The 25,962-nt window shown below is 69.8% G+C and carries 26 protein-coding genes and 1 pseudogene; 11 read left to right on the forward strand and 16 right to left on the reverse strand.

Features of this window, described 5'->3' with window-relative positions; genetic code table 11:
• The first annotated feature begins 37 nt into the window (after window positions 1–37).
• Window positions 38–736: an SDR family oxidoreductase gene (locus tag ABL312_RS16905; RefSeq protein WP_349358571.1), complete on the forward strand. Its 699-nt coding sequence runs from the start codon at window positions 38–40 to the stop codon at window positions 734–736.
• A gap of 67 nt (window positions 737–803) precedes the next feature.
• On the opposite strand, the gene ABL312_RS16910 is transcribed toward ABL312_RS16905, so the two are convergent.
• From ABL312_RS16910 to ABL312_RS16935, 6 genes are all read right to left on the reverse strand, one after another.
• Window positions 804–1,895 carry a YeeE/YedE family protein gene (locus ABL312_RS16910; RefSeq protein ID WP_349358572.1) on the reverse strand — a complete coding sequence of 364 codons (1,092 nt, stop codon included), beginning with the start codon at window positions 1,893–1,895 and terminating at the stop codon, window positions 804–806.
• A 125-nt stretch (window positions 1,896–2,020) separates the two neighbouring features.
• The gene (locus ABL312_RS16915; protein ID WP_349358573.1) at window positions 2,021–3,499 is read right to left on the reverse strand and encodes a M48 family metalloprotease; all 1,479 of its coding nucleotides are present in this window, start codon (window positions 3,497–3,499) and stop codon (window positions 2,021–2,023) included.
• Window positions 3,496–4,326, reverse strand: coding sequence for a hypothetical protein (locus ABL312_RS16920; protein WP_349358574.1), 831 nt, complete (start codon window positions 4,324–4,326; stop codon window positions 3,496–3,498). The genes ABL312_RS16915 and ABL312_RS16920 overlap by 4 nt, the downstream gene beginning before the upstream one ends.
• Window positions 4,327–4,416: 90 nt before the next feature.
• Window positions 4,417–5,754 carry an aspartate aminotransferase family protein gene (locus ABL312_RS16925; RefSeq protein WP_349358575.1) on the reverse strand — a complete coding sequence of 446 codons (1,338 nt, stop codon included), beginning with the start codon at window positions 5,752–5,754 and terminating at the stop codon, window positions 4,417–4,419.
• Window positions 5,755–5,854: 100 nt separating this feature from the next.
• On the reverse strand, window positions 5,855–6,499 hold the full coding sequence (locus tag ABL312_RS16930) for a LysE family translocator (RefSeq protein WP_349358576.1): 645 nt from the start codon (window positions 6,497–6,499) through the stop codon (window positions 5,855–5,857).
• Window positions 6,496–7,194: a 2-hydroxychromene-2-carboxylate isomerase gene (locus ABL312_RS16935; RefSeq protein WP_349358577.1), complete on the reverse strand. Its 699-nt coding sequence runs from the start codon at window positions 7,192–7,194 to the stop codon at window positions 6,496–6,498. The genes ABL312_RS16930 and ABL312_RS16935 overlap by 4 nt, the downstream gene beginning before the upstream one ends.
• A 121-nt stretch (window positions 7,195–7,315) precedes the next feature.
• Between ABL312_RS16935 and ABL312_RS16940 the strand changes: the two genes are divergently transcribed.
• From ABL312_RS16940 to ABL312_RS16955, 4 genes are all read left to right on the forward strand, one after another.
• Window positions 7,316–8,185 carry a phosphatase PAP2 family protein gene (locus tag ABL312_RS16940; RefSeq protein ID WP_349358578.1) on the forward strand — a complete coding sequence of 290 codons (870 nt, stop codon included), beginning with the start codon at window positions 7,316–7,318 and terminating at the stop codon, window positions 8,183–8,185.
• A 163-nt stretch (window positions 8,186–8,348) separates the two neighbouring features.
• Complete coding sequence (locus ABL312_RS16945) at window positions 8,349–9,053, forward strand: YdcF family protein (RefSeq protein ID WP_349358579.1); 705 nt, start codon at window positions 8,349–8,351, stop codon at window positions 9,051–9,053.
• Window positions 9,054–9,133: 80 nt separating this feature from the next.
• Window positions 9,134–9,946, forward strand: a complete 813-nt coding sequence (locus ABL312_RS16950) for a lysophospholipid acyltransferase family protein (RefSeq protein WP_349358580.1) — start codon at window positions 9,134–9,136, stop codon at window positions 9,944–9,946.
• Window positions 9,947–10,035: 89 nt separating this feature from the next.
• Window positions 10,036–10,548: a hypothetical protein gene (locus tag ABL312_RS16955; RefSeq protein WP_349358581.1), complete on the forward strand. Its 513-nt coding sequence runs from the start codon at window positions 10,036–10,038 to the stop codon at window positions 10,546–10,548.
• Here ABL312_RS16955 and ABL312_RS16960 read toward each other — a convergent pair.
• A complete protein-coding gene (locus ABL312_RS16960; protein WP_349358582.1) occupies window positions 10,540–11,127 on the reverse strand; it encodes a gamma-glutamylcyclotransferase in 588 nt (195 codons plus the stop codon). The two genes, ABL312_RS16955 and ABL312_RS16960, sit on opposite strands and share 9 nt — an antisense overlap.
• A 194-nt stretch (window positions 11,128–11,321) precedes the next feature.
• On the opposite strand from ABL312_RS16960, the gene ABL312_RS16965 reads away from it, so the two are divergent.
• The gene (locus ABL312_RS16965) at window positions 11,322–12,350 is read left to right on the forward strand and encodes a DUF2125 domain-containing protein (RefSeq protein ID WP_349358583.1); all 1,029 of its coding nucleotides are present in this window, start codon (window positions 11,322–11,324) and stop codon (window positions 12,348–12,350) included.
• Window positions 12,351–12,374: 24 nt separating this feature from the next.
• Here the strand turns inward: ABL312_RS16965 and ABL312_RS16970 are convergent, their stop codons facing one another.
• On the reverse strand, window positions 12,375–12,836 hold the full coding sequence (locus ABL312_RS16970; protein ID WP_349358584.1) for a GNAT family N-acetyltransferase: 462 nt from the start codon (window positions 12,834–12,836) through the stop codon (window positions 12,375–12,377).
• Window positions 12,837–13,131: 295 nt separating this feature from the next.
• Here ABL312_RS16970 and ABL312_RS16975 point away from each other — a divergent pair, with 295 nt between their 5' ends.
• Both ABL312_RS16975 and ABL312_RS16980 read left to right on the forward strand, forming a co-directional pair.
• Window positions 13,132–14,016 carry a CoA ester lyase gene (locus ABL312_RS16975; RefSeq protein WP_349358586.1) on the forward strand — a complete coding sequence of 295 codons (885 nt, stop codon included), beginning with the start codon at window positions 13,132–13,134 and terminating at the stop codon, window positions 14,014–14,016.
• Window positions 14,017–14,035: 19 nt separating this feature from the next.
• Window positions 14,036–14,242 (forward strand): DUF1737 domain-containing protein, encoded by a 207-nt coding sequence (locus tag ABL312_RS16980; protein ID WP_349358587.1) that lies wholly within the window; start codon window positions 14,036–14,038, stop codon window positions 14,240–14,242.
• Window positions 14,243–14,288: 46 nt separating this feature from the next.
• On the opposite strand, the gene ABL312_RS16985 is transcribed toward ABL312_RS16980, so the two are convergent.
• The 6 genes from ABL312_RS16985 to ABL312_RS17010 form a co-directional block, all read right to left on the reverse strand.
• Window positions 14,289–14,927 carry a septation protein A gene (locus ABL312_RS16985; RefSeq protein ID WP_349358588.1) on the reverse strand — a complete coding sequence of 213 codons (639 nt, stop codon included), beginning with the start codon at window positions 14,925–14,927 and terminating at the stop codon, window positions 14,289–14,291.
• A 6-nt stretch (window positions 14,928–14,933) separates the two neighbouring features.
• Entirely contained in the window at window positions 14,934–16,322 is a 1,389-nt protein-coding gene (gene ftsY, locus ABL312_RS16990) for a signal recognition particle-docking protein FtsY (RefSeq protein ID WP_349358589.1), read from the reverse strand.
• A complete protein-coding gene (mtaB, locus tag ABL312_RS16995; protein WP_349358590.1) occupies window positions 16,319–17,626 on the reverse strand; it encodes a tRNA (N(6)-L-threonylcarbamoyladenosine(37)-C(2))-methylthiotransferase MtaB in 1,308 nt (435 codons plus the stop codon). Before mtaB ends, ftsY begins: the two co-directional genes overlap by 4 nt.
• Window positions 17,623–18,531 (reverse strand): diaminopimelate epimerase, encoded by a 909-nt coding sequence (dapF, locus tag ABL312_RS17000; protein ID WP_349358591.1) that lies wholly within the window; start codon window positions 18,529–18,531, stop codon window positions 17,623–17,625. Before dapF ends, mtaB begins: the two co-directional genes overlap by 4 nt.
• 323 nt (window positions 18,532–18,854) lie before the next feature.
• Window positions 18,855–19,772: a pirin family protein gene (locus ABL312_RS17005; RefSeq protein ID WP_349358592.1), complete on the reverse strand. Its 918-nt coding sequence runs from the start codon at window positions 19,770–19,772 to the stop codon at window positions 18,855–18,857.
• Between the two features lie 201 nt (window positions 19,773–19,973).
• The gene (locus ABL312_RS17010) at window positions 19,974–20,555 is read right to left on the reverse strand and encodes a L,D-transpeptidase family protein (RefSeq protein WP_349358593.1); all 582 of its coding nucleotides are present in this window, start codon (window positions 20,553–20,555) and stop codon (window positions 19,974–19,976) included.
• Between the two features lie 161 nt (window positions 20,556–20,716).
• Between ABL312_RS17010 and ABL312_RS17015 the strand changes: the two genes are divergently transcribed.
• From ABL312_RS17015 to ABL312_RS17025, 3 genes are all read left to right on the forward strand, one after another.
• On the forward strand, window positions 20,717–21,400 hold the full coding sequence (locus ABL312_RS17015; RefSeq protein WP_349358594.1) for a response regulator transcription factor: 684 nt from the start codon (window positions 20,717–20,719) through the stop codon (window positions 21,398–21,400).
• A gap of 145 nt (window positions 21,401–21,545) precedes the next feature.
• Window positions 21,546–22,058 (forward strand): cyclic nucleotide-binding domain-containing protein, encoded by a 513-nt coding sequence (locus ABL312_RS17020; RefSeq protein ID WP_349358595.1) that lies wholly within the window; start codon window positions 21,546–21,548, stop codon window positions 22,056–22,058.
• A gap of 152 nt (window positions 22,059–22,210) precedes the next feature.
• Window positions 22,211–23,335, forward strand: coding sequence for a hypothetical protein (locus ABL312_RS17025; RefSeq protein ID WP_349358596.1), 1,125 nt, complete (start codon window positions 22,211–22,213; stop codon window positions 23,333–23,335).
• Between the two features lie 115 nt (window positions 23,336–23,450).
• Here ABL312_RS17025 and ABL312_RS17030 read toward each other — a convergent pair.
• Together ABL312_RS17030 and ABL312_RS17035 are read right to left on the reverse strand one after the other, a co-directional pair.
• Window positions 23,451–24,486, reverse strand: a pseudogene (locus ABL312_RS17030) (aspartate-semialdehyde dehydrogenase).
• Between the two features lie 378 nt (window positions 24,487–24,864).
• A complete protein-coding gene (locus ABL312_RS17035; RefSeq protein ID WP_349358597.1) occupies window positions 24,865–25,959 on the reverse strand; it encodes an esterase-like activity of phytase family protein in 1,095 nt (364 codons plus the stop codon).
• Between the last annotated feature and the right edge of the window lie 3 nt (window positions 25,960–25,962).

Below are 25,962 nucleotides of genomic sequence, written 5' to 3' on the forward strand. Positions count from 1 at the left end.
TCGTCACCTCCCGCCGCTGGAAAGAAGGTTCACCGACATGTCGCGTTCCACCGTCGTCGTCACCGGCGCGAACCGGGGCATCGGCCTCGCCCTGTGCCGCCAGCTTCTCGCACGCGGCGACATGCACCTCGTCGCCGCCTGCCGCCGGCCCGAGGCGGCGGCGGAGCTTCACCGGCTCGGCGAGGACCACGGCGACCGGCTGGAGATCGTCGCCCTGGATGTGACCGACGCCACCTCGGTGGCCGCCCTGGCCGAAACGCTCGCCGGGCGAACCGTCGACGTTCTGGTCAACAACGCCGGCATCAAGGGGCCCTACGAGACGCTCGACGATCTCGACTTCGACGAATGGCTGCGGGAATTCGCGGTGAACACGCTGGCGCCGGTGCGCGTGGCGCGCGCGCTGCGCGCTTCGCTGCGCACCGCCGCCGTCCCGCGCATCGTGACGATCACCAGCCAGATGGGGTCGCTCGCCCGTCAGACGCGCGGCCATTACGCCTATCGCACCTCCAAGGCGGCGGCGAACAAGGCGATGCAGATCCTCGCGCTCGATCTGGAGGACGACGGCATCGCCGTCGTTGCCATGCATCCCGGCTGGGTGCGCACCGACATGGGCGGGGCGCGGGGCGAGATCTCGGTGGAGGAAAGCGCGGCCGGCATCATCCGGGTGATCGACGCGCTGACGCTCGCCGACAGCGGCCGCTTTCTCACCTGGCAGGGCCGCGACCACCCCTGGTGAGTGCAGGGGTCACGCCGCGATCGGCTCGCGCGGAAAGATCACGGCGCGATCGGCTCGCGCAGAAGGATCAAGGCGCGGTCGGCGCGCCGAGCGCGCCGGCCGCGCGCTGTTCGGGCAGGCGATCCACCAGAAGATCGGTGAGCGCGGCGGCCGCCCACATGGCGGTGAGCGTCAGCCAGGCAGTGAGGGCGAAGATCGAACCGCCGGTAATCCCCGCCCCGACGGCACAGCCCCCGGCCAGCATGCCGCCGAAGCCCATCAGCACGGCGCCGGCGATGTAGCGGCGCATCGAGCGCCCGCCCTCGAAGCCCTGCAGCGTCCACTCGCGCGCCAGCAGCGCGGCCAGCGCGGAGCCGAGGAACACGCCCGGCACCAGCCCGATGTCGAAGTCGAGCTTGCTCCCGGGAAGCGACAGAACGCTCATCAAGGTATCCGCCGACGGCCCCGTGAAGGTCATGCTCTTGACCGTCATCGGCTCGAACGCCTGGATCGAGAGCTGATAGGTGAACCACCAGCCGGCCGCGACCGTCGCGCCGACGCCCGCCGCGCCGAGCCATCCCCAGGGGCCCAACCCGGCACGCACCGCGAAGACCACGGCGCCGGAGAGAAACAGCAGGCCGATCACCGGCCCGGCCTGCGCGCCGAGGCCGAGCGCCTGCAGGAGATCGAGATTTTCCCTTCCGCCGACGGTCCAGGCCCGGGCGAGCGCATCGCGCAGCGGCGAGAGAATGCCGTGGATCGAGGCTTCCGCCGTCACCGCGAAGATCAGCCCCGACAGCAGCGCCCGCAGGTTTCCCGTCGCCGAGAGAACCAGCAGGCGGCTCGCGCAGCCACGCGCCAGCACCATGCCGATCCCGAACAGGGCCCCGCCGATCAGCGCCCCGGAAATCGATCCGCGCGCGGCGAACTGGCGCGCTTCCGACAGATCGACGATCCGGAGCTGGATCAGCGCCTGGGTGAGAAAGACCGCAATGGTGAAGGTGATCAGCCAGACCGCGACCTTGACGCCGATGGCGCCGCGCGCGAACTCGATCACGGCGGCGCGCAGGCAAAAGCGGCTGCGCTGCGCGAAGATCCCGAAGGCGATGCCGATGGCCAGACCGCCCAGCGCCGAGGTGCCGGCCTCGCCGAAGGCGTCGAACAGTCCCGTGAGATCCATGACAGCGCGCCCCGACCAGCCCGACGAAAGATATTCAGACTTGTGAATATCTCGACCGCTGCACGCCCGCCTTGATCTCGCTCAAGCGACGGGGGGCGCGCGCGGGTCCGGGAGGACGGGCGGCGTCAGTCCACCACCAGCTTGAGCGGCGTGCCGGCGGGGATCACCTCGCCGGGCTGCACCTGGTTGAGGATGGAGAAAAGCTCCAGCCGGCGTCCGGCCTCCACGCCGCTCATCCCGACCGCGAGACGTTCGGGCGTGTCGCCCTGATCCGCGCGGATGATCTTGATGCGCAAGGGCCGCAGCCGCGCCCGTTCGGTGGGCGTGAGCTGGCGGAAGCTGTCGACGGTCGCCTGATAGTCGCGCGCGAAGCGCTCGCCGCCGGCGCGCGAGGCGAAGATGAAGCGATAGCCCGTGCGCCCGATGCGCACCACGGCGATGCGGAACGTCCAGCCATCGGTGACGGCGGCGGCGGTGACGGCGGGCAGGCCGTTGACCGTCTCCTCGCGCACGCTGTCGCGCACCAGCCCGTTGATCCAGCCGCTGGTCATATAATCGACGAGCGAGGGAAAATCGCTGAGGTCGGCGCCGTCGAAGCGCAGCGCCGTGCCCCGGTCGTTACTCGCGAGCACCGCCTCAGGCGAGTTCTCCAGCCGGTAGCCGTTGGGCACCGTGAAGCTGATCCCCAGCGCCTTGTGCAGGAAGGAGCGCCCGCGAATGAAGCCTTCCAGCGGATCGTCACCATAGAGCATGCCGTCGATCTTGGTCAGATAGGCGTCGCGGTCGCGCTCGCCGAGCCCCGGCGCGCCGACCTGACGCGCCGCGCGCACCGCCGTCTGCACCCGCTCCGGCGTCGTGGGATGCGAGGAGAGGAAATCCGGCGCGCTCGAGGTGTCGCCCTGCGCGCTCTGATAGGCGGCGAAGCGCCCCATCACCGTCAGGAAGCGCGCCGCGGCGAAGGGATCGTAGCGCGCGCGCGCCAGCGTGCGCACGCCGACCGCATCGGCCTCCAGTTCCTGGATCTGCGAGAACCGCGCGAAGGACAGCTGCGAGGAGACGATTGCCGCGCGCGCCTGTTCGGGATCGCGGACCACATTGCCGAGCACCCGGCCGGCGAGTTCCGTCGCCTCGGCGCGCTGCTGGCGCTTGATCGCGTGGCTCGCGGTGACATGCGCCATTTCATGCGCCAGCACGGCGGCGACTTCCGACGTGTCGGTGGCGAGCGCCAGCAGGCCGCGCGTCACATAGAGATAGCCGCCGGGCAGCGCGAAGGCATTGACCGCCGGCGAGTTGAGAATGGTGATCCGGTACTTCTGGGACGGGTCGTCGGAGGCCTCGACCAGCCGGCCGACGACCTGCGCCACGGCACGCTCCGCGCCGCGATTCTCATAGACGCCGCCATAGGTCGCGACCACGCGCGGATGTTCGCGCGCGCCGATATCCGCCATGACGCCGGGGCGCAGCGTGCCAGGGGTCGCCGTGCCGATGTCGATGGGCGAATTGCCGGAAATCTGGCAGCCCGACAAGGCGAGCGCGGCCAGCGCGACGGTCGCGAGCCGGCGTCCATGCCTTGCCAGACATTCGGAGAACGGAAAGCTGATCACCGGCTTTGGCCATCCTTGTCGAGCCGCTCGATCTGGGCAGGGTGACGGAGATCGATCAGCGGGCCCCGGTCCTGCCGGAGCACGCCTCTGACCCGAATAGCTGCCCCTTCCAGGGACCGCGCGTCAAGCCCGGCGGCCGCGAAATCGGCGATGCGACGGCTGTCGACGGTCGCGGTGAAGTCGCGCGACCAGCGCCGTCCGAAGTTCAGATAGAGCGTGCGGGACGTTTCGCCCACCGACAGCACCCGCCCGGTGACCAGCGTGTACTGGCCGACACGCGCGGCAAGCGCGCGCGGGCGATGCGCCGACCACACGCGCTCGCGCGCCCACAGGCCGGCCCGCGCGGCGCGCGCGGCGCGTTCGGCGGCAAACAGCGGCGCGAGACAGGCGGGCGTCGCCCGGCGCGGCGCGACGATCGCGCGGCCCGCCGCGACCTCTTCGTGGGCGAGCCACATGCCGGTCGGCTCGCTTCGAAGGTGACCGATCCGCCGCCCCCAGCGGTCGGGCGCCTCGTCGAGCGCGAGAAAGGTCATCGCGCGCGCCGCGCCCTGCACTCCGGCACCGGGCTTTCCAGAAACCGAGACCGGCACATGCAGCTCGCCCTGCCGATAGAGCCGGCCGGCAGGATCGGCGAGATCGCCCGTCTCGGTGCGCGGCGTGAGCACCAGCACCTCGGCGGAGCCGCGCGCGCCGCTCACCTCGGGCAGACAGGCCGGCGGCAGCGCCTGGGCGGCGAGCGGAGCCGCGCCCGTCAACGCACCCGCGATCACCACGCCACGGCCCACGACCGCGAGCCAAGTGCGCAAGGATGAGGCGAAATGGCGCATGACACGATCCCGGGACCTGAAGGATCTCCGTCTTCGCGCAATTGTTTGGCGGGACTGCGGCGAAGCTCAAGGCCCGCCGCGCGTCTCCGATCAGGCCGCGACGGCAGTTGCCAGCGCGCTGTCGATGGCGCCGGCGAGCTTGTCGACCAGTTCGCCGACCTGCGCCTCCTCCAGAATGAAGGGCGGCGCGAGCAGCACGTGGTCGCCCGACCGGCCGTCGATGGTGCCGCCCATGGGATAGCAGATCAGCCCGTTGGCGAAGGCCGCCTTCTTGATGGTGGCGTTGAGCCGGCATGCGGGATCGAAGGGCGCCTTGCTCTCCCGGTCCGCGACGAGTTCCAGCCCGAGGAACATCCCCCGGCCGCGAATGTCGCCGACATGGGGATGCTGGCCGAACCGCTCGACGAGCGCGGCCTTGAGCGTGTCGCCCATGGCGCCGGCGCGCGCCACGAGACCGCGCTCGACCAGCGCGGTGACCACCGCCCGGCCGGCGGCCGCCGCCGCCGGGTGTCCGATATAGGTGTGACCGTGCTGGAAGAAGCCGGTGCCCTCCTCGATGGCGCGGTAGATCTCGGCCGAACACAGCATCGCGCCAATCGGCTGATAGCCCGCGCCCAGCCCCTTGGCGATGCACAGGATGTCGGGCGCGACCCCGTCCGCCTCGCAGGCGAAGAGATGGCCCGTGCGGCCCATGCCGCACATGACCTCATCGAGAATGAGCAGCACGCCGTGGCGGTCGCAGATCTCGCGGATGCGCCTGAAGTAGCCCGGCACCGCCGGCACCGCGCCGAGCGTGGCGCCGACCACCGGTTCGGCGATGAAGGCGGCGACCGTCTCCGGACCGAGCCGCAGGATCTCCGCCTCGAGCTCGTCGGCGACGCGCCGGCCGTAGTCTTCCGCGCTCTCGCCGTCGGCCTGTCCGCGATAGGCGTAGCAGGGCGCAATATGCGACATTTCCACCAGCATCGGCTGGAAGGGCTCGCGCCGCCACATGTTGCCGCCCGCCGACAGGGCGCCGAGCGTGTTGCCGTGATAGCTCTGCCGGCGCGCGATGATGCGCGCGCGGCCCGGCTCGCCGCGCTCCAGGTGATACTGGCGCGCCAGCTTGAGTGCGGCCTCCGTCGCCTCCGACCCGCCGGAGACGAGATAGACCCGATCCAGCCCCTCCGGCGCATGGGCGATCAGCAGATCGGCCAGATCCTCCGCCGGTCCGTTGGTGAAGAAGCCGGTGTGCGCGAAGGCGATGGCGTCGAGCTGTGCCTTCACCGCCTCGGTGACGGCCTGGTCGGAATGGCCGAGGCAGGAGACCGCCGCACCGCCGGAGGCATCGAGATAGCGCTTGCCCGTGTCGTCGACGATGTAGCAGCCGTCGCCCTTCACGGCGCGGGGCGGACGCATGGCGGTGTGGCGGGGGAAGATATGGGTCATGGTCTGGATCTTCGGAGGTGGTGTGTCGCCGGTCGTCGCGGGCCGGCACGCCGTTTCGGGGGTCAAAGCCCCCGGTCGCGAGGGAAGACGGCGGGCGGCGTCACGACCGTGCCGTCATCAGGATCTTGAGGGCGAAGCCGCCGATCACGCCGGCGAACAGCCAGTCGACCGCCCGCAGCACGCGCGGCGCGCGCCGCAGCGACGTCGACAATCCGTCCGCCATCATGACCATCGCCACGCAGAAGGGAAGCGAAACCGCGACCATATAGAGCCCGAGAAAGATCATCTTTCCGGCCGCGTCGGGATCGTTGGTGGCGACGAATTGCGGCAGAAAGGTGAGAAAGAAGAGAATGATCTTCGGATTGAGCAGATTGACCGTCACGCCGGTGAGAAACGCCCGGCGAAGCGGCACGCTCCGCGTGCGCGGCGCGGCCTGCACGGAAAAGGCCGAGCCCTTGCGCACGCTCTGCACGGCAAGCCACAGCAGATAGAGCGCCCCGGCCACCTTGAGCACGAAAAACGCCTCCGCCGAGGCGGCCAGCAGCGCCGACAGGCCGAAGGCGACGAGCAGCGTATGCACCACATTGCCGGCGAGCGCGCCCAGCATCGAGGCCATTCCGGCGGCGCGCCCCTGCGACAGGGCCCGACTGACGAACAGCGTCATGTCCGGTCCGGGCGTCAGCACCAGCACCACGCAGGCGAGCGTGAAGGTCGCGAGCGTTGCGGCGTCGGGCACGAACATCATGAGGGGTCTCCTTCCTGCGCGGCGTCCGCGCCCGCGTGTCGCACGGCGTGATCGAGGGCCTGCTCCAGACGGTCGTTGCCCCAGAACAAGTCGCCGTCGGCGGTGGTGAAACTGGGCGCGCCAAAGATGCCGGCGCATTCCGCCGCCGTGACCTCGTCCTTCAGCCGGGCCTTGATTCCGGGCGTTTCGGCGCGCGCCAGCAGCGCGTCGGCGGGCAGATCGAGACCGGCGAGGATCGCGGCGATCGTCTCGCGCGCGCCGATGTCCCGGCCCTCGCCGAATTCCGCAAGATAGACCGCCCGGCTGAACCTGGAAACGGCCGCCGGATCGTCCAGCGCCAGCGCGACACGCGCGGCGAGCAGGCCGTTTTGCGGAAACGGATCGGGCCGCACGAAGGGCAGACCAGCGGCCGCCGTCAGGCGTTCCATGTCGCGCCACATGTAAGCCCCCTTGGCGGGGTAGAGGTTGAAGGGCGAGGTCGGCCAGCCGGCCTTGGCGAAGACCGGCCCGAGCAGGAACGGCCGCCAGCGCAGCCCGACACCGCGCGCGCTCGCGGCCCGCTCGATCCGCAGAGCCGTCAGATAGCTGTAGGTGGAGGCGAACTCGTACCAGAAATCGATGACCGGTGCGATCCTGCCCCTGTCCTTGCCTATGGCCTCGCCCCTGCCCCTGTCCTTGCCTATGGCCTCGCCCATGGCCTTCCTCCGCAGCCGTCTTTCGGGCCTGTCCGTCGACATCGTCCCTTGCCCGGGCACGGGTGATGGACACACGCGTCTCTCCGGTTATAACCGCAGCGGGGCCCAGGACGGAATACGCATGACATCTTCCCTTTCCTCGACGACGCCCGCACCCGACACACGGTCGGACACGGGCCGCGACCCGCTGGCCGAGCGCGGGCCCTTTCGCCGGCTGATCGTCCTGACGCTGGCCTATGTGGCGCTCGTCTCGGCCGTCTTTCTCGCGTTCCCCGGCCTCGACCTGTGGATGAGCGGGCTCTTCCACGATGCGACCGCCGGCTTCTGGGCGACCACGGACCCGCTGCTGATGCGGCTGCGCGAACTGGGCCCCTTCCTCGTCAAGGTGATCGCCGGCGCCAGTCTGGCGATCCTGCTCGCCGCCACGGTCGCGCCGCGTCTGGTCGCCGGCCTCTCGCTGCGCGCGCCGCTGTTTCTGCTGTCGACGCTGGCGCTCGGGCCGGGCCTGCTGGTCAATGCGATCCTGAAGAACAACTGGGGGCGCCCGCGCCCCAATTCGGTCGAGGCCTTCGGCGGCGACGCCCCCTTCATCGGCGTGTGGCGGATCACGGACCATTGCGCCACCAACTGCTCCTTCGTCTCGGGCGAGGGATCGGCGAGCTTCTGGCTGGTGGCGCTCGCCTTTCTGGCGCCGCCGGCCTGGCGGCGCGGCATCCTGCTTGCCGTCGCGCCGCTGTTCCTGGCGCTGTCACTCAACCGGGTCGCCTTCGGCGGGCATTTCCTGTCGGACACGATGCTCGCCTGGGGGCTGACCTTGCTGGTGATCCTGGCCGTCTACGCGGGCCTCTATCGCACGGCCGCCGGCGAGCGGATCGAGGCCCGCACCCGCGCCGGCCTCGCGGCGTTCGGCGCTTACATCGGCGCGCTGCTGACCCGCGCGGGCCGCGGGCTCGCCACCCGCATCGACGGCTTTTTCGCCATGTTCCGCTGATCTCGTCGGGCAGGGGCGGCGCGGGGCCTCGTCTGCCGCAGGTTGCCTTTGCGCCGCCTTCGGTGGAAAACGCAAGGGGACCGGCCGTGGCGATTCGACCGTCCCGCCTGCCCATGCCGCCGGACACTCCATCCTCGATGGGGCCGTGTTGCCGATGAGTGCGATGACGACCGAGAAAGATCCAGCACCGCAGGACGCTCTCCCGGATCCGCGCCCGACGCCGGACCAGACGCCGGACGGGGCACCGGAGCGGGCGCCGCGCCGGCGCGCCGGCGGCTGGCCGACCGCCGTTCTGCTGCTTGCGCTCGTCGGCTGCCTCGGGTTTGCCGTCGGCGGCTTTTTGCGCTTCGCGGACACGGTGACGAACCTCGAGACCCCGCAGGACGTGGGCGCCGACGCCATCGTCGTGCTCACCGGCGGCAGCGAGCGGGTGAAGAAGGCGCTGGAGCTCCTGGCCGACCGGCGCGCCGAGCGCCTGCTGATCTCCGGCGTTCATCCGGACACGACGCCGGAGCAGATCGTCCGGCGCACCGAAAGCGATCTGGCGCTCTTCGCCTGCTGCATCGACCTCGACCGCGAGGCCAACAACACGCTGGAGAACGCGGCGGAGACCGGCAAATGGGCGCGGCGCAACGGGTTCCGCACCCTGCTCGTCGTCACCAGCGCCTATCACATGCCGCGCGCCCTGCTGGAGTTGCGCGCCGTGATGCCCGATCTGGAGCTCGTGCCCGCGCCGGTGCAGTCCACCGACCTCGCGCTCGACGGCTGGTATCGCGACCGCGGGGTTTCCGTGCTTCTCGCACGCGAATACTTGAAGTACATGTTGGCCTGGGTCCGGATCGCCCTGATGGGACCGCCGGAGCCCTGACCCGTCGGCCGGCTCCGTGCCGGCCTTGCCGCCTTTTCGAGGGGCCATGCCCCGTCCACTCTCGCCTTCCGGCCGCGCCGATGATCCTTCTCCGCTCCCTGACGTTCCAGGTCCTGTTCTATCTGTCGACCGCGGCCCTGATGATCCTCTCCTTGCCGGTGTTCCTGCTGCCGCCGCGCATGGGCTGGCCGGTGGTGCCCCTGTGGGCGCGGGTCAACGTGGTCCTGCTGCGCGCGGTGGTCGGACTGCGGGTCGAGGTCCGGGGACTGGAGAACATCCCCGACGGCGGCTTCATCGTCGCCGCCAAGCACCATTCGGCCTGGGAGACCTTCGCGCTGCTGCCGCTCTTCGAGTTTCCCACCTACGTCCTGAAGCGCGAGCTGCGCTACATCCCGCTGTTCGGCTGGTACACCGCGAAGTTTCGCCAGATCCCGGTCGATCGCGGCAAGCGCTCCGTCGCGCTCGCCGCGCTAACCCAGAACGCGGAGATCGCGATCCGCGAGGCGCGCCAGATCCTGATCTTTCCCGAAGGCACCCGACGCGGCGCCGGCGAGGAGCCGCGCTACAAGTTCGGCGCCTCCCATCTCTATCGTTCGCTCGGCTGCCCGATGCTGCCCATCGCGCTCAACTCGGGCCTGTACTGGCCGCGGCGCGGCTGGCGGATCTATCCCGGCACCGTGCTGGTCGAGATCCTGCCACCGATCCAGCCGGGCCTGGAGATCGAGACTGTCCACCGCACGCTCACCGACAGCATCGAAACCGCGACCGACCGCCTCATCGAGGAAGCGGCGAGGGCCCCGCGCCCCTCACCGGTTCTCGCCCGCGTGGCGGCGCGCTGGCGCGCCCGCGGTCACCGGCCCGACAGCGCGGTCTTCGACAGGACCGATGTGTGACCGACCGACGCGTGACCGACCGGCGCGCAACCAGGGGCACCTGCAGTTTCGACTGGCAAAAAGTTCCCGTTTCGTTCTAGATTGACGGCATGAAACCGTCCTCGCCTCCGACAGAGCCGCCCGCCGAGGCCTCGACCGGCGACCCGCCGCGCGAGGGCGCGCCGCGTGCGGCGACGGATCTCGGTCTGTCCGACCGCTATCGCTATCTGGTGGGGCGCTCCGGCCGGCGGTATCTGTTTTCCGCCGTTCCGGCGGAGGAGCTGGGCGCCTATCGCGCGGCGGTGGTGCTGCTCGACGCCACGGCGGGGCATGCGGCCTGGATGGGGGAGGTGGACCGGGATGGCATGCGTCGGGGCGCGCCGCTGAGCGCCCGCGCGCTCGCCGGGCGTCGCGCCTGGATCCATCTCCTGGCGCGCAGCGCCGCCGACCGCCGCGCCGTCATGGACGACCTCTTGGCGAACGATGCGGCACCGGGGGGACTACCGGGGGGTCTGGCCGGTCCGGCACCGGGCGATCTCGCGCCGGCGACCCTGCCCGGCCTGCTCGACGGCAGCGGGACACCGGTCTCCTCGGGTGACCCGGAGCGCAAGCGCTCAGGCTGAGCGCTCCGGCCCCGATGCGGCGAGACCGGGCACAGCCGATGCCGCGCCCCCCTGCGGCTCCGCAAGCCGGGCACACAATGCCTCGAGCGCCGCATCGCGGATCTTCAATTCGCGCAGATGCGCCAGCGTATTGAGGACGTAATCCGGATTGGGGCCCGACTGGCCGACCGCGCCGCGCACGATCTCCACCTGCCGCTCGAGCGGCAGGACCCCGGCATATTGTTCGTGAGACCGGTCGACCACATAGGTCAGCGCGCGCACCGGCGTGTCGCGGCCGTCTGCGAGCCGCACGCGGCGCTCGCTCTCCAGATAGACCAGCGTCGCCTGTTCGCGGGCGCGCAGGTAGTCGATGACCTCGGCCCTGTTGCGCGCGGCGACGCGAAAGGCGACGCCCCGGCAGGCGCCGCCCCGGTCGAGACCGAGCACCAGACCGGGCCGGCTCCGGGTGCCGCGATGGACCCAGGAATAGATGCAAAGCGAGCGGTGCGCGCCGTGCAACACCGCCGGCACCGCGTCCTCATGGTCGAAACCCGGTCGCCACATCAGCGAGCCGTAGCCGAAAACCCAGATATCCTGCATGCGCTCCCCTTCGTGCCCTGTCCCCCTAGCAACCGTGCGCGCGACTGACAAGCATGCCCCCGACGTGAAGCCCGACAGGGCGCGGGCAAAGGGCGTCACCTGGTCGCGGGCCGCGACCGCCGGGCACATGCGCCTTGCAAGCGGGCCCGCCGCATGCTTACACGCACCGCAAAGATCCCGCGAGAGAGACAGCCATGACCGCTCCCGAAGCCAACACATCGCCCGACACGCCGCGTCCGCCGTCGCGCCGGGGCTACTGGCTGCTCGGCACGCTCGTCGTGCTGATCGTTGCGGGCTGGACCGCCTATTGGGCGATCGCGCGCGGCATGGCCGGCGATCTGCTGCACAATGCGGTGGCGGTGGCGAATGCGGAGGGCGGCGCGCTGGTGTGCGGTGACGAGGCGCTCGGCGGCTATCCCTTCCAGATCCGCCTCGACTGCGCGCCGCTGGAGGCCCGCGACGCCGAGGGGCGCGCGCTCGCGCTCGGGGCCCTGCGGGCCATCGCCATGGCCTACAACCCCCGCCATCTGATCCTGGAGGCGCAAGCCCCCGCCCGCCTGACCCTGCCCGATGCGCTGCCCGGCGGCACGCTCGCCCTCGACTGGACGAATGCCCGGGCAAGCGCCCGCGTCGGCGACACCGCGCTGGCGCGGGCCGACATCGCGCTCGAAGGCCCCTCGGCCAGCCTTGCGACCGGCCGCGTCGAGGCGGCACACATGAGCGTCAATCTGCGCCGCACGCCGGAAGCGCGCGAAAATGCCGATCTCGCGCTGCGGCTGGATGAGGCCCGTGTGCCCGGCCTGACCGCGCCCTTGCGGCTTTTCGCGACCGCGACCGTGGCCGACGGCGCGGCGCTCTTCGGCGGCGGCGGAGACATGCGCGCAACGCTGTCGGCCCCCGACGCGATCCGCGTCACGCAGTTGCGGGTCGACAGCGAGACCGTGTCCCTGTCGGCGGAAGGCACGCTCTGGCTGGATGGCCAGGGGCGGCTCAGCGGCGAGCTGCCGCTGACGGTCACCGGTGTCGATGCCCTGCCCGCGCTGCTGGCGCCGTTCTTTCCGGCCGGATCGAACGTCCCGACCGCGCTGCAAGGCGCCATCGCCGGCTTCGGCACGCCAACGACGCTCGACGGCGCGCCGGCCGTGACGGTTCCGCTGACCTTCAGGGCCGGCACGGCGCGCGTCGGGCTGATCCCGATCGCCGCCCTCGCGCCGCTCTACTGATCGACTGACTCAGGGTCCGCCGGATCACTCGGCCATGACCCGGTCGATGGCGAGCGTATAGCCCTTCCAGTCGGCCGGCTCGGCGATGCGGTCGTAGAGCGCCATGGCCGGTGCGTTGCGGCTCGGGACGATCCAGCGCAGCTGCGACCAGCCCCGGGACTGTCCCTCGCCGACCAGCGCCTCGATCATGCGCCGCGCGATGCCCTGGTTGCGCGCCGAGGGATGCACGTAGATTTCGTCGAGCTGGCCGGCCCGCAGGCCGGTGATGATCTCCGGCAGGTCGAAGAAGATCGCGAAGCCGACCAGCGCCCCGTCGCGCTCCGCGCCGATCACCTCGGCCGTACGGTCGCCGAGGATGCGTTCGGCGTAATACTGGTCCGGGCGACGCGGCGCGCCGCGCTTCAGCGCCTGCGCGTAATCCGCGATCAGCGGCGCGAGGGCGGGCGCGTCATCGGGGCCGAGGGTCCGGATGGAAAGAGTGCTCATGAAATCTCCGCAAATGCTTGATCCCGGGCAGGATGTCGCCGTTACCTTGTCCCGAACGGCAGGCGTAATCAAGCGTCCCCACCCGCTCCCCGCGAAGACCGGCGCGGGCACGGGCGCCCCGCCGGCAAACCACCGCCCGCCACGCCGGCGGCTGCCCGCAACAGGCTGTTGACGCCCTCCCCCCAAAGGCCTGTAAAAAGCGGCGATCCAACCGCGTGAAGCGGACGCGCCCGGCGTTATCGCCCGTCCCGTCTTGCCGACCCTGTCCCGCCCGATGAAAAGGATGCGTGATCCCATGACGACCGCCGCAAGCCGCCCCCGCCGCAGCGTGCTCTACATGCCGGGCTCCAATGCCCGGGCCCTGGAGAAGGCCAGGACGCTCGACGTCGACGCCCTGATCCTCGATCTCGAGGACGCGGTCGCCCCCGACGCCAAGGACGTGGCGCGTCAGCAGGTGCGCGACGCGGTCGCCGGCGGCGGCTACGGCCATCGCGAACTTGTGATTCGCATCAACTCGCTCGCCACCCCCTGGGGCGCGGACGATCTCGCCATGGCGGTCGCCGCCGCGCCCGACGCGATCCTCGTGCCGAAGGTCTCGACGCCGGCCGATCTGGAGCGCGTGGCGCATCAGGTAAACGGCGCGCGGGCGCCCGCCCGCGTCGCGCTCTGGGCGATGATGGAAACCCCGCTCGCCATGCTGAACGCGCGCGACATCGCCGCCAGCGCCAAGAATCCGGAGACGCGGCTCGCCGGCTTCGTCATGGGCACCAACGATCTGGCCAAGGAAACCGGCGCCCGTCTGGTCCCGGGTCGCGCCCCGATGCGCCCCTGGCTGATGACCTGCGTCGCCGCCGCCCGCGCTCATGGGCTGGCGATCGTCGACGGCGTGTTCAACGGTCTCGACGACGCCGACGGCTTCGAGGCGGAATGCCGCGAGGGCGCGGAGATGGGCATGGACGGCAAGACGCTGATCCACCCCAAGCAGGTCGCGCCCTGCAACGCCGCCTTCTCGCCGAGCGAGGCCGAGGTCGCCTGGGCGCGCAAGATCATCGCCGAGTTCGAGAAGCCGGAAAACGCCCAGAAGGGCGCGATCCAGGTCGAGGGCAAGATGGTCGAGCGGCTGCATGCGGAGATGGGCGCCAAGCTCGTCGCCATCGCCGATGCCATCGCCAGCCGCTGAGGCGCGGGGAGATCGTCCGATGAAACTCTACCGCTTGCTCACCGGCCCCGACGACAGCGCCTTCTGCCACAAGGTGACGGCGGCACTCAACGCCGGCTGGGAGTTGCACGGCGCACCGACCATGACCTTCGATGCGACGCGCGGGTGCGTCGTCTGCGGGCAGGCGGTGGTGAAGGAGGTCGCGGGGCGCGACTACGATCCGTCGATGAAACTCGGCGACCAGTAACGGACGCGGCGACAGGACCGGCGCGGGCGCGCGTCCGCGCCGCCGCTCACTTCCATTTTTCCTGATCCAGCGAATGGCGCTGGATCAGCGGCATTTGCGCCAGCGTGAAGGCGATGGTGATCGGCATCACGCCGAAGACCTTGAACGAGACCCAGAAATCGGTCGAGAAGAGCCGCCAGACCACCTCGTTGAGCAGGGCCAGAAAGAAGAAGAACACCCCCCAGCGGAAGGTCAGCTTGCGCCAGCCCTCGGCGTCGAGGCGGAAGACGCTGTCGAAGACATAGCCGAGCAGCGATTTTCCGAAGACCAGCCCGCCGAGCAGCACGCAGCCGAACAGCGTGTTCACGATGGTCGGCTTGAGCTTGATGAACAACTCGTCGTGCAGCCACAGGGTCAGCGCGCCGAAGACCAGCACCACCACGCCGGAGACCACCGGCATCACCGGCAGCCGGCGCGTCAGCGCGTAGGACACGCCGAGCGAGATCGTGATCGCCACCATGAAGACGCCGGTCGCCAGAAAGATCGGCCCGCCGAAGGCGCCGAGCGCGGGAAAGCGCTCGACCAGCATTTCGCCGCGCGCATTGGCGAAGAAGAACAGCACCAGCGGTCCGAGTTCGAGCGCAAGCTTCAGAAGCGGCGGCAGCTCCTTGCGGTCGGGCGCGTTGGGATCGTGTTCGAATTCCATTGCGCCTTACCCCTCCTGGCCGGCGATGGCGGCGGCGAAATCCTCCGCCTTGAAGGCTTCGAGATCGTCGATCCCCTCGCCGACGCCGATGAAATGCACCGGCAGCTTGTGCTTCGCGGCGATCGCCACGAGAATGCCGCCGCGCGCCGTGCCGTCGAGCTTGGTCATCACCAGTCCCGTCACCCCGGCGGTCCTGCCGAAGATCTCGACCTGGCTCATGGCGTTCTGACCGGTCGTCGCGTCGAGGGTCAGGAGCACGCTGTGCGGCGCGTCCGGGTCGTGCTTCTTGATGACGCGCACGACCTTTTCCAGTTCCGCCATCAGTTCGGCGCGGTTCTGCAGCCGCCCGGCGGTGTCGATCAAGAGCACATCGGCCGAGGCCGCGCGCGCCTGGTCCATCGCGTCGAAAACGAGGCCGGCCGCATCGGCGCCGGTGTCGCGGGCGATCACCTCGGACCCGGTGCGCTGCCCCCAGATCTTGAGCTGTTCGACGGCGGCCGCGCGGAAGGTATCGCCGGCGGCCAGCATCACCGTCTTGCCCTCGGCCCTGAGCTTCGCCGCCAGCTTGCCGATGGTGGTGGTCTTGCCGGTGCCATTGACGCCGACGACCAGGATCACATGCGGCTTGCGGGCGGGATCGAGCGTCAGCGGCCGCGCCACCGGCTCCAGCACCCTTGCGACTTCCTCGGCGAGCACCCGGCGCACCTCGTCGGGCGCGATCTCCTTGTCGAACCGGCCCTCGCCGATCCGCTCGGCGATCGCCATGGCGGTGTCGACGCCGAGATCGGCCTGGATCAGAAGATCCTCCAGATCCTCCAGCGTTTCGGCATCGAGCTTGCGCTTGGTGAAAAGCGCCGTGATGCCCCCGGTGAGCGAGGCGGACGAGCGCGACAGCCCGTCCTTCAGCCGCGCGAACCAGGATTTTTTCGGTGCCGCAGGGACCACGGCCGGCTCGGGCGCCGCATCGACGTCGGTCTCGTCCCGACCGGTTTCCACCGATTCGGTCTCCACCGGCTCGGTCAGCGGCACGCCGCGCGCCGCATCCGCTTCGGCCGCGAAATCGATTTCCTCCGCCGCCTCGACGGCGCGCACTTCCTCGGGGCGCGCGGGCGCATCCGTTGCAGCGGCCGGGGCGTCCGCTACGGCCTCAGCCGCCGCCTCAGGTGAGGGGTCCGGCTCCGCCTCGGTCAGAGTGTCCGGCTCCGCCTCCTTCAAAAGGTCGGCTTCCGCCTCGGGCGCGGTGTCCGGCTCCGCCTCTTTCAAAAGGTCGGCTTCCGCCTCTTTCAAAAGGTCGGCTTCCGCCTCCTTCAAAAGGTCGGCTTCCGCCTCCGGGGCCCGCTCGGCCTGGCGTCCGCCGAAAAGCCGTCCGAGGAAGCCGCGTTTGGAATCGCTCATGCCGTCATGCCGCCTGTTCGTGCCGCTGGTTGGGAAAGGGGCTCGGCCATCAGATGCCGCCCGGTATGCCCGCCGATCCGCATCGCGACGAGGTCGCCGGCGCCGGCGTCCGCAAACGCCTCCGGCCGGTATTCCACCTGGGTGAATTGCGCCGTGCGGCCCAGCCCCTCGCGTTCGATCAGCACGTCGCGCACGTGCCCGACCTCACCCGCAAGATGCGCCTCGAGCGCCGCCTGTCCCTTGTCGCGCAGCCGCGCGGCGCGCTCCTTGACGAGAGCGCGGTCGAGCTGCGGCATGCGCGCCGCCGGCGTGCCGGGGCGCGGCGAGAAGGGGAACACATGCAGATGCGTCAGGCCGCACTCGTCGACGATGGCGAGCGAATTGGCGAACATCGCCTCCGTCTCCGTGGGAAAGCCGGCGATGATATCCGCGCCGAAGACGACATCAGGGCGCAGGGCTCGCACCTCCTCGCAGAAGCGGATCGTGTCGGCGCGCAGATGCCGGCGCTTCATGCGCTTGAGGATCATGTCGTCGCCCGATTGCAGCGACAGATGCAGATGCGGCATCAGCCGCGCCTCCTCCGCGATCGCGCGCATCAGGGCCGGATCCGCCTCGATGGAATCGATGGACGACAGCCGCAGCCGGTCGAGGGCGGGGACATGCTTGAGGATCTTCAGCGTCAGATCGCCGAGCGACGGCGTGCCCGGAAGATCGGCGCCGTAGCTGGTGATGTCGACGCCGGTCAGCACGATCTCGCGATAGCCGTTGTCGACGAGCCGGGCGATCTGTTCCACCACCGCGCCCATCGGCACGGAGCGCGAATTGCCGCGCCCGTAGGGAATGATGCAGAAGGTGCAGCGATGGTCGCAGCCGTTCTGGACCTGCACGAAGGCGCGCGCGCGTCCCTCCAGCCCGTCGATCAGATGGGCGGCCGTTTCGCGCACGCTCATGATGTCGTTGACGCGCACCTTCTCCGTCTCGTCGATGCCGAAGGCCGCGACCCGTTCGTAGGACGCGCGCTCCAGCTTCTCGGTGTTGCCGAGCACGAGATCGACCTCCTCCATGCCGGCGAAGGTCTCGGCCTCCGTCTGCGCCGCGCAGCCGGTGACGATGATGCGCGCGCCCGGATTGTCGCGCCGCGCCTTGCGGATCGACTGGCGCGCCTGGCGCACGGCTTCCGAGGTGACTGCGCAGGTGTTGATGAGGATGGCGTTGTCGAGCCCCGCCTCCTCGGCCTCGCGCTTCATCACCTCCGATTCATAGGCGTTGAGCCGGCAGCCGAAGGTCATCACGTCGATGCTCACCGCACCACCTCCAGGATCGGCGTATCGCCCGGACCGGTCCGGCGGAACGTGAGATCCGCAAGGTCGAGCGCGCCCTCGTATTCGATCTCCGTCGCCCCGGTCATCAGGATGTGGTCGTCGCTCTCGCGCCACTCGATCACGAGCGGCCCGCCCGGCAGATGCACGGTGACCCGGCGGTCCGTGCGCCGGTCGCGGGCGGCCGCCACCGCGACCGCGCAGGCCGCCGTGCCGCAGGCCTGCGTCAGACCGACGCCGCGCTCCCACACGCGGATCTCGATCTCCGCGTCCGACAGCACATGCGCGAGCGAGATGTTGGCGCGCTCGGGAAACATCGGGTGGTTTTCCAAGAGCGGGCCGAAGCGCTCCAGATCGTAGGCGTCCGGATCGCGCACCCAGAAGACCGCGTGCGGATTGCCGACATTGACGACGCTCGGCGTGTGCAGAAGCGGCGCATCGATCGGCCCGACCTGCAGTTCGATCGCCCGCGTGTCGTGAAACTCCTCGGCGAGCGGGATCTCGTCCCAGCGAAAGCGCGGCTGGCCCATGTCGACCGTGACCGCATGCGGAACGGGGCCGGCGGTGGCGATCAGCAATCCGGCGCGGGTCTCGATGGTGACGGCGTCGCGGCCCGTTTCCTCCATCAGCAGCCGACCGACGCAGCGCGTGGCGTTGCCGCAGGCCGAGACCTCGCCCCCGTCGCGGTTGTGGATGCGCATGAAGGCGTCGGCGCCGGCCGGAGAGGGCTCCACCGTGATCATCTGGTCGAAGCCGATGCCGGTCTCCCGGTCGCCGATGCGGCGGATCGCGTCGGCGTCGAGCGGCAGCGCCTGCGCGCGCGCGTCCCACACGACAAAATCATTGCCGAGCCCGTTCATCTTGAGAAAGGGAAGCGTACGCGCGCTCATCCGTGGCAGGCCCCTGAAATCCTCTGGCGGTCCCTTGGCGATCTGACAGTCCCGGCCGGTCCTGATCGGCCCGCACTCCGGCCGGATGCCCGACCGTATGTTCGTCCCTGGCCGACATCCCTGGCAGGCATCCCTGGCCGACATCGCGCGGCGGGTCGGACCGAAACCGCCGTCCGGGTCGTGACGGGCGTTTGCCGCGCGCGGCCGATCCGCCGGCGCGCCCGGGTGCGCCCGCCGGGATCTCGCCCCTATATGGCGGAAAAGCGCGCGCGGTTAAAGACCCGCGCGCGCCCGATTGTTTTCGCCGTGAAACCGCCTGTCGCCTAAAGGCGGGCGGACTCGCGGATGAAGGTTCCGTTCTGCAGATCCCGCACCGCTTCCATCAGTTCCTGACGCGTGTTCATGACGATGGGCCCGTGCCAGGCGACCGGCTCGCGGATCGGCGCGCCGGACACCAGCAGGAAGCGCAGCCCCATCGGTCCGGCCGTCACGGTCACCTCGTCGCCCGTGCCGAAGCGCACCAGCGTGCGGTCCCCGCTGTCGTCGCGGATGTGCACCTCCTGCCCGTCGACTTCCTTCTCCACCAGAACGCCGAATGGCTGCGAGGCGTCGCGGAAGTTGCCCGAGCCCTCGAAGATATAGGCGAAGGCCTGACGATAGGTGTCGACGGGAAACCGCTTGGTGCGCCCCGCCGGCACGGAAATGTCGAGGTAGCTCGGATCGGCGGCGATGCCGTCGACCGGCCCCCGCTTGCCCCAGAAGTCGCCGCAGATCACCCGCACCACGGTGCCGTCGTCATCGACGATCTCCGGGATCTCGGCCGAGGGAACGTCCTGATAGCGCGGGCTGGTCATCTTGAGCGAGGACGGCAGGTTGGCCCAGAGCTGGAAGCCGTGCATCCGCCCCTGCGCATCGCCCTTGGGCATCTCCTGATGCATGATGCCGCTGCCGGCGGTCATCCATTGGATGTCGCCGGCGCCCAGCGTGCCGCGGTTGCCCAGGCTGTCGCCGTGGTCGACCGTGCCGGACAGCACATAGGTGATCGTCTCGATGCCGCGATGCGGGTGCCAGGGAAAGCCGGCCTCATAGTCCTGCGGCCGGTCGTTGCGGAAATCGTCGAACATCAGGAACGGATCGAAGGCGCTCGGATCGCCGAACCCGAAGGCGCGATGGAGCTTGACGCCCGCGCCCTCGAGCGTCGGGCGGGCGGCGGATGTGTGAGCGACGGGACGCACGGACATGACAGGACCTCCTTGCTGCTGATGCAGGCGCTGCGGAGAAACGAAGCGGGACGATCCGGCCAAAGGGCCGCCGACAGGGAAATGATCGTCCGCCGGTGTTGTTCCCATATGTAACGCCGGGGGAGCGCATCGCCAGCCATGGCCCAAACGACGCACCGTTCACCAATTCAGACCCAATCGCCGGCGACCTGTCGTTGGCGGTCACACGATCCGCATGTGGCTGCCGGGTCCGCAGCGCGCCAACAGCAGCCTCATGTCGCGCAGGGCCACCGCGACGCAGCCCTGTGTCGGCGTGTAACCGGGCCGCGCCAGATGGAAGAAGATCGCGCTTCCCCGTCCCGGCACGGCCGGACAGAGATTGCAGTCGAGCACCACGACGATGTCGTAGAGCGGATCGTCGCGCCACATCGCCTCGTGCGAGGCGTCGAAGGGGCGCGTCACGAGCCGGTTGTAGCGCGGATGATCCGGCGCGTCGCACCATCCCATCTCCGGCGACAGCGGGACGACGGGCAGGCCCGTGCGCGGCCGCGCCACCCGGTCGGGCCTGTAGTAAACGCCGCGCAGTGCGAAGCGGCCGGCCGGCGTCGCGCCGTCGCCCTCGCGCTTGAACCGGGTGATCCCGCCGCGCCCCAGCGCGCAGGGCACGTCGAGCGGCACGTCGACCCCGCCGCAGGCGAGCCGGCCCCGCGTCGCGGCGGCCGAGCGGGCCCGCACGAGAAGATCAGGTCCCGGCGCCGATTGCGCAGGTCGGATCAGATGCGCTGCCTTGAGATCGATGGACACGACGCCTCCCTTGTCCCCGGCATCACCGCACGCTCACAGTCGCGTGACGGAGATTTGTTGCCGCCCGGGACGTTTTCCGTCAATGCCGGCTCGCGCAATCGCATTGATTCGCTTAAGTCAAAAGAGTTTGATGGACCGGCGGGCAGACGAAAGGACCAACGATGAGCGCACGCAAGATCCTGATCGTCGACGATGACACCGATCTGCGCGAGGCCCTGGTCGAGCAATTGTCGCTCTACGACGAGTTCGAGACGAGCGAGGCGGACACGGCCGCGTCCGGTATCGCGGCCGCCGAAGGGGGCCATGTCGACCTGCTGCTGATGGATGTCGGCCTGCCCGACATCGACGGCCGCGAGGCGGTGAAGCTTCTGCGCAAGAAGGGCTTCAAGGCGCCGATCCTGATGCTGACCGGTCACGACACGGATTCCGACACGATCCTCGGGCTGGAGGCCGGCGCCAACGACTATATCGTCAAGCCGTTCAAGTTCGCGGTGCTGCTCGCGCGCATCCGCGCCCATCTGCGCCAGCACGAGCAGAGCGAGGACGCGGTCTTCACCATCGGCCGGTTCTCCTTCCGCCCGGCGCAGAAGCTGATGACCGACGAGGCGGGCGGCAAGATCCGGCTGACCGAGAAGGAAACCTCGATCCTCAAGTTCCTGTACCGGGCCGGAGAGAAGCCGGTGACCCGCGACGTGCTGCTGACCCAGGTCTGGGGCTACAATTCCGGCGTGACCACGCACACGCTGGAAACCCACATCTACCGGCTGCGCCAGAAGGTCGAGCGCGACCCCTCCAACGCCGAGCTTCTCGTGACCGAAGCCGGCGGCTACAAGCTGGTGCCCTGAAAACGCCCTGAGACCGCCGGATAGCGCCCCGGCAGCGCGCAGGCGCACATCCGGGGGCCGGCGGCGCACCGACGATCCCCAGGCGGGACGCACGGCCGAAAGAAGCCCTTGTGTGCCATGACGGCTTCGGCTTAATGCTCATGTCATGAGTCTCGCCCGGGATATGGATCTCCTGCGTCAGGTACCTCTGCTCGCCGAATTCCCGGACGAGCAGTTGCGCCTGCTCGCCTTTTCGGCCGAGAACGTCAGCTACCGCGACGGCGAGGTGCTGTTCTCCGAGGGCGAGCGCGCCGACGGCGGCCTGGTTGTGGCGACCGGCAAGGTGGCGATGGAGGGCGCGGACGATGCCGTGCTCGACACCTTCGGCCCCGGCAGCCTGCTCGGCGAAACCGCCCTTCTGGTGGAGACGCGGCGCCCGGCCCGCGCAGTGGCGCAGGGCCCGACGGAGGTGATCCGCATCCGCCGGGCGCTGTTCAAGCGCATGCTGCAGGAATTCCCCGACATCGCCGAACGTCTGTTCGAGGCGCGCGCCGCCGCCTTTCGCCAGACCGCGGGCGCGCTTGCGCGCGTCGGCACCGTTCTGGAGCGGATCGAGCGCGACGACCAGGCGCTGCGCGCCGAGCGACGCCGGGCGGACCGCGAGCCAGACGCGGACTGACCTCGCAAACCCCTGCACGAACGGACGACACGCCCCGCGGTTCAGGGCCGGCGATCCGCCCCTTGCGGGTTTTTCCGGCTACATCCCCCTCCGCGATCATGCTGAAATGCGCGAACGGGCCGTGCGGCGCACAGGTCAGGGGGGCACACGCTATGAAAAGACTGAACAGGACCGTACTTGTCGGCGGTCTCGTCGCGGCACTGGCAGTCGGCCAGACGCTTGGGCTGCCCGATGCGGCGCGCGCGGCGACGCTCGAGACGCGCGAGGTGCGCGACTGGACGATGAGCGCCTATACCAACGACGAAACGGGCGATTTCTCCCACTGCGCGATCTACGCCCGCTACCGCAACGGCCTGCTGCTGCTCATCTCCGTCGATCGGGACGACGACTACACGCTCGGCTTCAGCGGCGAGGCCCTGTCTTTTGAAGCCGGCAGCGAGGTGCCCGTGGATGTGAGCGTCGACGGCCGCGTCGTCGGGCGCACGGCGTTCGCGATCGACACCGATCACATCAGCCTGTTCATCGCCAAGGGCGCGCCGATCATCCGCCGGCTGAAGCGCGGACGACGCATCACGGCGCGGATTTCCGGCGAGACCTATCTCTTCGATCTGGAGAACTCGGCCTATGCGCTGGAGCAGGCGGAAGACTGCGTCGCCGATCATCTGCGTCGCGGCTCGCGCAGCGAGCCAGCGCGGACCGCCCGCGCCGAGCCGGAGGCGACGACCGGCCCCGCCACCGACATCGCCACTGATTCCGCCACTGACACCGCCCCGACGGGCACCGCTGGCGACCGTCTGGCGACCCATCTGGAGGCCGCGATCCTGTCGGCCAATCTGCTCGCCCGGCTCCCGCTCGACGACTGGAGGCTGCTTGCGCCCGACGCCATTCCGCAATTCGCCGAGCGCTACGACGCCTTCTGGCGCAGCGAGGCGGTGATCGGCGGCGTGATGCTGTTCCCGCCCGAGGGCGAAGAGGTCACCGCGACCTCGCTGCGCCGGGATATCGTGTCCGACGACGCGGCGAGCTGCGCCGGCAATTTCACCTCCGCCCAGGCCGCGACCTCGGCACCCGGCACCCATTTCGTCGTGAGCTGTTCGGCGATCGACCCGCCCTGGAGCTCCTTCTACTCCATCGTCGAGCGGCCCGGCGGCGGTTACGTCGTCTTCGCGACCGCAAGCGTCAGCGCCGACCTGTCGGTCGCCGCGCGCGTCGGGCTCGAAACGGCGACGCGGGCGCGGGAGACGGTCACGCCCGCGACACCCGCCTCCGGCGAGTAGCCCGCCGCGAAGAGCGGATAGAAAAACCCCGGCGACCGTCCGGCCGCCGGGGTTTTGGATTCGGATATCGGGCTGCCCGGCAACGCGCCTCGGCAAAGCGTTTCAGAAACCCGGCTCAGGCGGCCGCCTTCTTCGGTTCGATCAGCTTGCGGTTGACCAGCAGTTCGGCGATCTGGACGGTGTTGAGCGCCGCGCCCTTGCGCAGGTTGTCGGAGACCACCCACAACGCCAGGCCGTTTTCCACCGTCGCATCCTCGCGGATGCGGCTGACGTAGGTCGCGTCCTCGCCCGCGCATTCGTAGGGCGTGACGTAGCCGCCGTCTTCCTGCTTGTCGACGACGAGCAGGCCCGGGGCCTCGCGCAGGATGTCGCGCGCCTCATCGGGCGTGATCGGCTTGTCGAACTCGATGTTGACCGCCTCGGCATGGCCGATGAACACCGGCACGCGCACGGCGGTCGCAGGTCAGCTTGATCGCCGGGTCGAGCATCTTCTTGGTCTCGGCCATCACCTTCCATTCTTCCTTGGTGTAGCCATCCTCCATGAAGACGTCGATATGCGGAATGACGTTGAAGGCGATCCGCTTGGTGAACTTCTCCGGCGTGATCGGATCGTTCACGAAGACGGCGCGGGTCTGGTTGAACAGCTCGTCCATGCCGTCCTTGCCGCTGCCGGACACCGACTGATAGGTCGACACCACGACGCGCTTGATGCCGGCCGCCTCGTGCAGCGGCTTGAGCGCGACGACGAGCTGCGCGGTCGAGCAGTTCGGATTGGCGATGATGTTCCTGGCGGTAAAGCCCTCGATCGCGTCGGCGTTCACTTCCGGCACGATCAGCGGCACGTCGGCGTCGTAGCGCCAGGCCGAGGAATTGTCGATGACGACGCAGCCCTTGGCCGCGATCTTCGGCGCCCACTCCTTGGCGATGGAGCCGCCGGCCGACATCAGGCAGATGTCGACGTCGGAGAAGTCGAAGTGGTCGAGCGCCTGACAGGTCAGCGTCTTGTCGCCGAAGGAGACCTCGACGCCCTGCGAGCGCCGCGAGGCGACCGGGACGACCTCGGACGCCGGGAAGCCGCGCTCGTCCAGAATGTCGAGCATTTCGCGGCCGACATTGCCGGTGGCCCCGACGACGGCGATCTTGTAAGCCATGATTTCCGTTCCTTTTCTTGCCGCTCCCCGTCGCCTGCCGCACCGCGCGGCGCGCGGGGCCGGCCGGCCTTCCGGATCCCCCAGCGAACCCGGGGAAGCACGGGTCGAGAGGGCCGTTAGACGGTCGTTTTGCGGGATGTCGTCGTCGTGTGCGCGGGCGCGGCCGCATCGGGCGCGCGCTCCGTCGTCGTCGCGAGGCGGGTCGCGACGAAAAAGAAGGACGAAGCAAGGGGCGCGCGGACGTCGGACATGAGTTCCTGAAGCTGCGGTGATGACGCAAAGTCGCTGTTTACATGCCGCTCCGCCCGGCAAATGTCAACTGCACGCTCCGGAAGCAACGGCGCTCGGTCCCTCTTCGCCCTCCGTGAAACGCCGGCGTCAGTCGTCGAGACGAAAGCGCAGGAGCAGCGTGCGCTGCAGGATCGAGCGGTTGTCGTCGGAGAGCAGCGTCAGGATCGTCGCCCCGTCCGCGCCGCGATGCACCGCAAGCCCTTCCATGTTGTCGATCTGCGCGGTGAAACCGGCCTCCAGCAGCACCTCGCCGACGATCCGCGCGCCCGGCCTCAGCTCCTCGGCCGCAAACCGGCGCAGGCGCATGCCGATGCCATGCCGCAGGGTGAAGCGGCGTTCCAGCAGCAGCAGGTCGCCATCCGGCAGAAAGGCCGCGTCGGTCGCGTCGAAGGCATCGCTGCGCGCCACCGTGAAGCGGCCCGGACGCGGGCCGTCGATCAGGAAGCCCGGCATGTCGTCGGTGAAGGTCGGTCCCCGCTCGGCGATGATCACCAGCGTGCCGGCGAGCGGCCCGTCGTTGGCCGCCGCGATGGCCTCCATTCCCTTGTTGTGGCGCAGCCCGCGGATCGCCGGCGGCATCGCGAGTTCGCGCAAGCGCACGCCCGGATCGAGAGGAAAGGGAACCGCATAGACCCGGTGGTCGCGCTCGGTGGAGACGACGAGTTCGTTCCCTCCGGCGCCGCGGCGCAGCGTCACCGCCTCCGTGTCGCCGCGCCCGACGTTGACCAGCGGCACACCGTCCGGCCCCAGCATCGGCGTCACGCGCGCGTCGCGCACCGCCAGCGGACGCCCGTCGGCCGCGCTTTCGATACGGGCCTGAAGCCAAAGGCCGTTGTCGGCGATGGCGACCAGATCGCCGCCGTCGCCCGTCACCACGAGCCCCGACAGCCCGCCCATGTGCCGGTTGCCGGAAAACAGCTCGAGGCCGCCGAGAAAGGTGAGCTTGCCGAAACGCTGGTCGTCGCGGCCGATGCGGAACGTCTCGATGGGCCTGGCGCGGATCTCGACCGGGACCGTGTCGGGCCCGATGCCGCCCGGCGTGTCCGCCGCCGCCGGCGCGGGCGCGAGACCCGGCACCGGAGCAAGGGCAAGGCCGAGAGCGAGACCGACGAGGACCGCGCCATGCGCAATCGACCCGGAGCGGCCGCACCGGCGCGGGCGCGCCCGCCGCACGGCGGCCATGCG

It is taken from the genome of Stappia sp., from assembly GCF_040110915.1.
Classification (GTDB): Bacteria; Pseudomonadota; Alphaproteobacteria; order Rhizobiales; family Stappiaceae; genus Stappia.

What these genes read in the sequence shown, in the direction of transcription:
- ABL312_RS17025 (WP_349358596.1), top strand. Translation starts at nt 22,211, where the DNA reads ATGAAAAGACTGAACAGGACCGTACTTGTCGGCGGTCTCGTCGCGGCA.
- ABL312_RS16975 (WP_349358586.1), top strand. Translation starts at nt 13,132, where the DNA reads ATGACGACCGCCGCAAGCCGCCCCCGCCGCAGCGTGCTCTACATGCCG.
- ABL312_RS16970 (WP_349358584.1), bottom strand. Translation starts at nt 12,836, where the DNA reads ATGAGCACTCTTTCCATCCGGACCCTCGGCCCCGATGACGCGCCCGCC.
- ABL312_RS16950 (WP_349358580.1), top strand. Translation starts at nt 9,134, where the DNA reads ATGATCCTTCTCCGCTCCCTGACGTTCCAGGTCCTGTTCTATCTGTCG.
- ABL312_RS16935 (WP_349358577.1), bottom strand. Translation starts at nt 7,194, where the DNA reads ATGGGCGAGGCCATAGGCAAGGACAGGGGCAGGGGCGAGGCCATAGGC.
- ABL312_RS17005 (WP_349358592.1), bottom strand. Translation starts at nt 19,772, where the DNA reads ATGTCCGTGCGTCCCGTCGCTCACACATCCGCCGCCCGCCCGACGCTC.
- ftsY (WP_349358589.1), bottom strand. Translation starts at nt 16,322, where the DNA reads ATGAGCGATTCCAAACGCGGCTTCCTCGGACGGCTTTTCGGCGGACGC.
- ABL312_RS16980 (WP_349358587.1), top strand. Translation starts at nt 14,036, where the DNA reads ATGAAACTCTACCGCTTGCTCACCGGCCCCGACGACAGCGCCTTCTGC.
- ABL312_RS16960 (WP_349358582.1), bottom strand. Translation starts at nt 11,127, where the DNA reads ATGCAGGATATCTGGGTTTTCGGCTACGGCTCGCTGATGTGGCGACCG.
- ABL312_RS16955 (WP_349358581.1), top strand. Translation starts at nt 10,036, where the DNA reads ATGAAACCGTCCTCGCCTCCGACAGAGCCGCCCGCCGAGGCCTCGACC.
- ABL312_RS17035 (WP_349358597.1), bottom strand. Translation starts at nt 25,959, where the DNA reads ATGGCCGCCGTGCGGCGGGCGCGCCCGCGCCGGTGCGGCCGCTCCGGG.
- ABL312_RS16905 (WP_349358571.1), top strand. Translation starts at nt 38, where the DNA reads ATGTCGCGTTCCACCGTCGTCGTCACCGGCGCGAACCGGGGCATCGGC.
- ABL312_RS16985 (WP_349358588.1), bottom strand. Translation starts at nt 14,927, where the DNA reads ATGGAATTCGAACACGATCCCAACGCGCCCGACCGCAAGGAGCTGCCG.
- dapF (WP_349358591.1), bottom strand. Translation starts at nt 18,531, where the DNA reads ATGAGCGCGCGTACGCTTCCCTTTCTCAAGATGAACGGGCTCGGCAAT.
- ABL312_RS17020 (WP_349358595.1), top strand. Translation starts at nt 21,546, where the DNA reads ATGAGTCTCGCCCGGGATATGGATCTCCTGCGTCAGGTACCTCTGCTC.
- ABL312_RS16940 (WP_349358578.1), top strand. Translation starts at nt 7,316, where the DNA reads ATGACATCTTCCCTTTCCTCGACGACGCCCGCACCCGACACACGGTCG.
- ABL312_RS16945 (WP_349358579.1), top strand. Translation starts at nt 8,349, where the DNA reads ATGACGACCGAGAAAGATCCAGCACCGCAGGACGCTCTCCCGGATCCG.
- ABL312_RS16920 (WP_349358574.1), bottom strand. Translation starts at nt 4,326, where the DNA reads ATGCGCCATTTCGCCTCATCCTTGCGCACTTGGCTCGCGGTCGTGGGC.
- ABL312_RS16930 (WP_349358576.1), bottom strand. Translation starts at nt 6,499, where the DNA reads ATGATGTTCGTGCCCGACGCCGCAACGCTCGCGACCTTCACGCTCGCC.
- ABL312_RS16910 (WP_349358572.1), bottom strand. Translation starts at nt 1,895, where the DNA reads ATGGATCTCACGGGACTGTTCGACGCCTTCGGCGAGGCCGGCACCTCG.
- ABL312_RS16965 (WP_349358583.1), top strand. Translation starts at nt 11,322, where the DNA reads ATGACCGCTCCCGAAGCCAACACATCGCCCGACACGCCGCGTCCGCCG.
- ABL312_RS16925 (WP_349358575.1), bottom strand. Translation starts at nt 5,754, where the DNA reads ATGACCCATATCTTCCCCCGCCACACCGCCATGCGTCCGCCCCGCGCC.
- ABL312_RS17015 (WP_349358594.1), top strand. Translation starts at nt 20,717, where the DNA reads ATGAGCGCACGCAAGATCCTGATCGTCGACGATGACACCGATCTGCGC.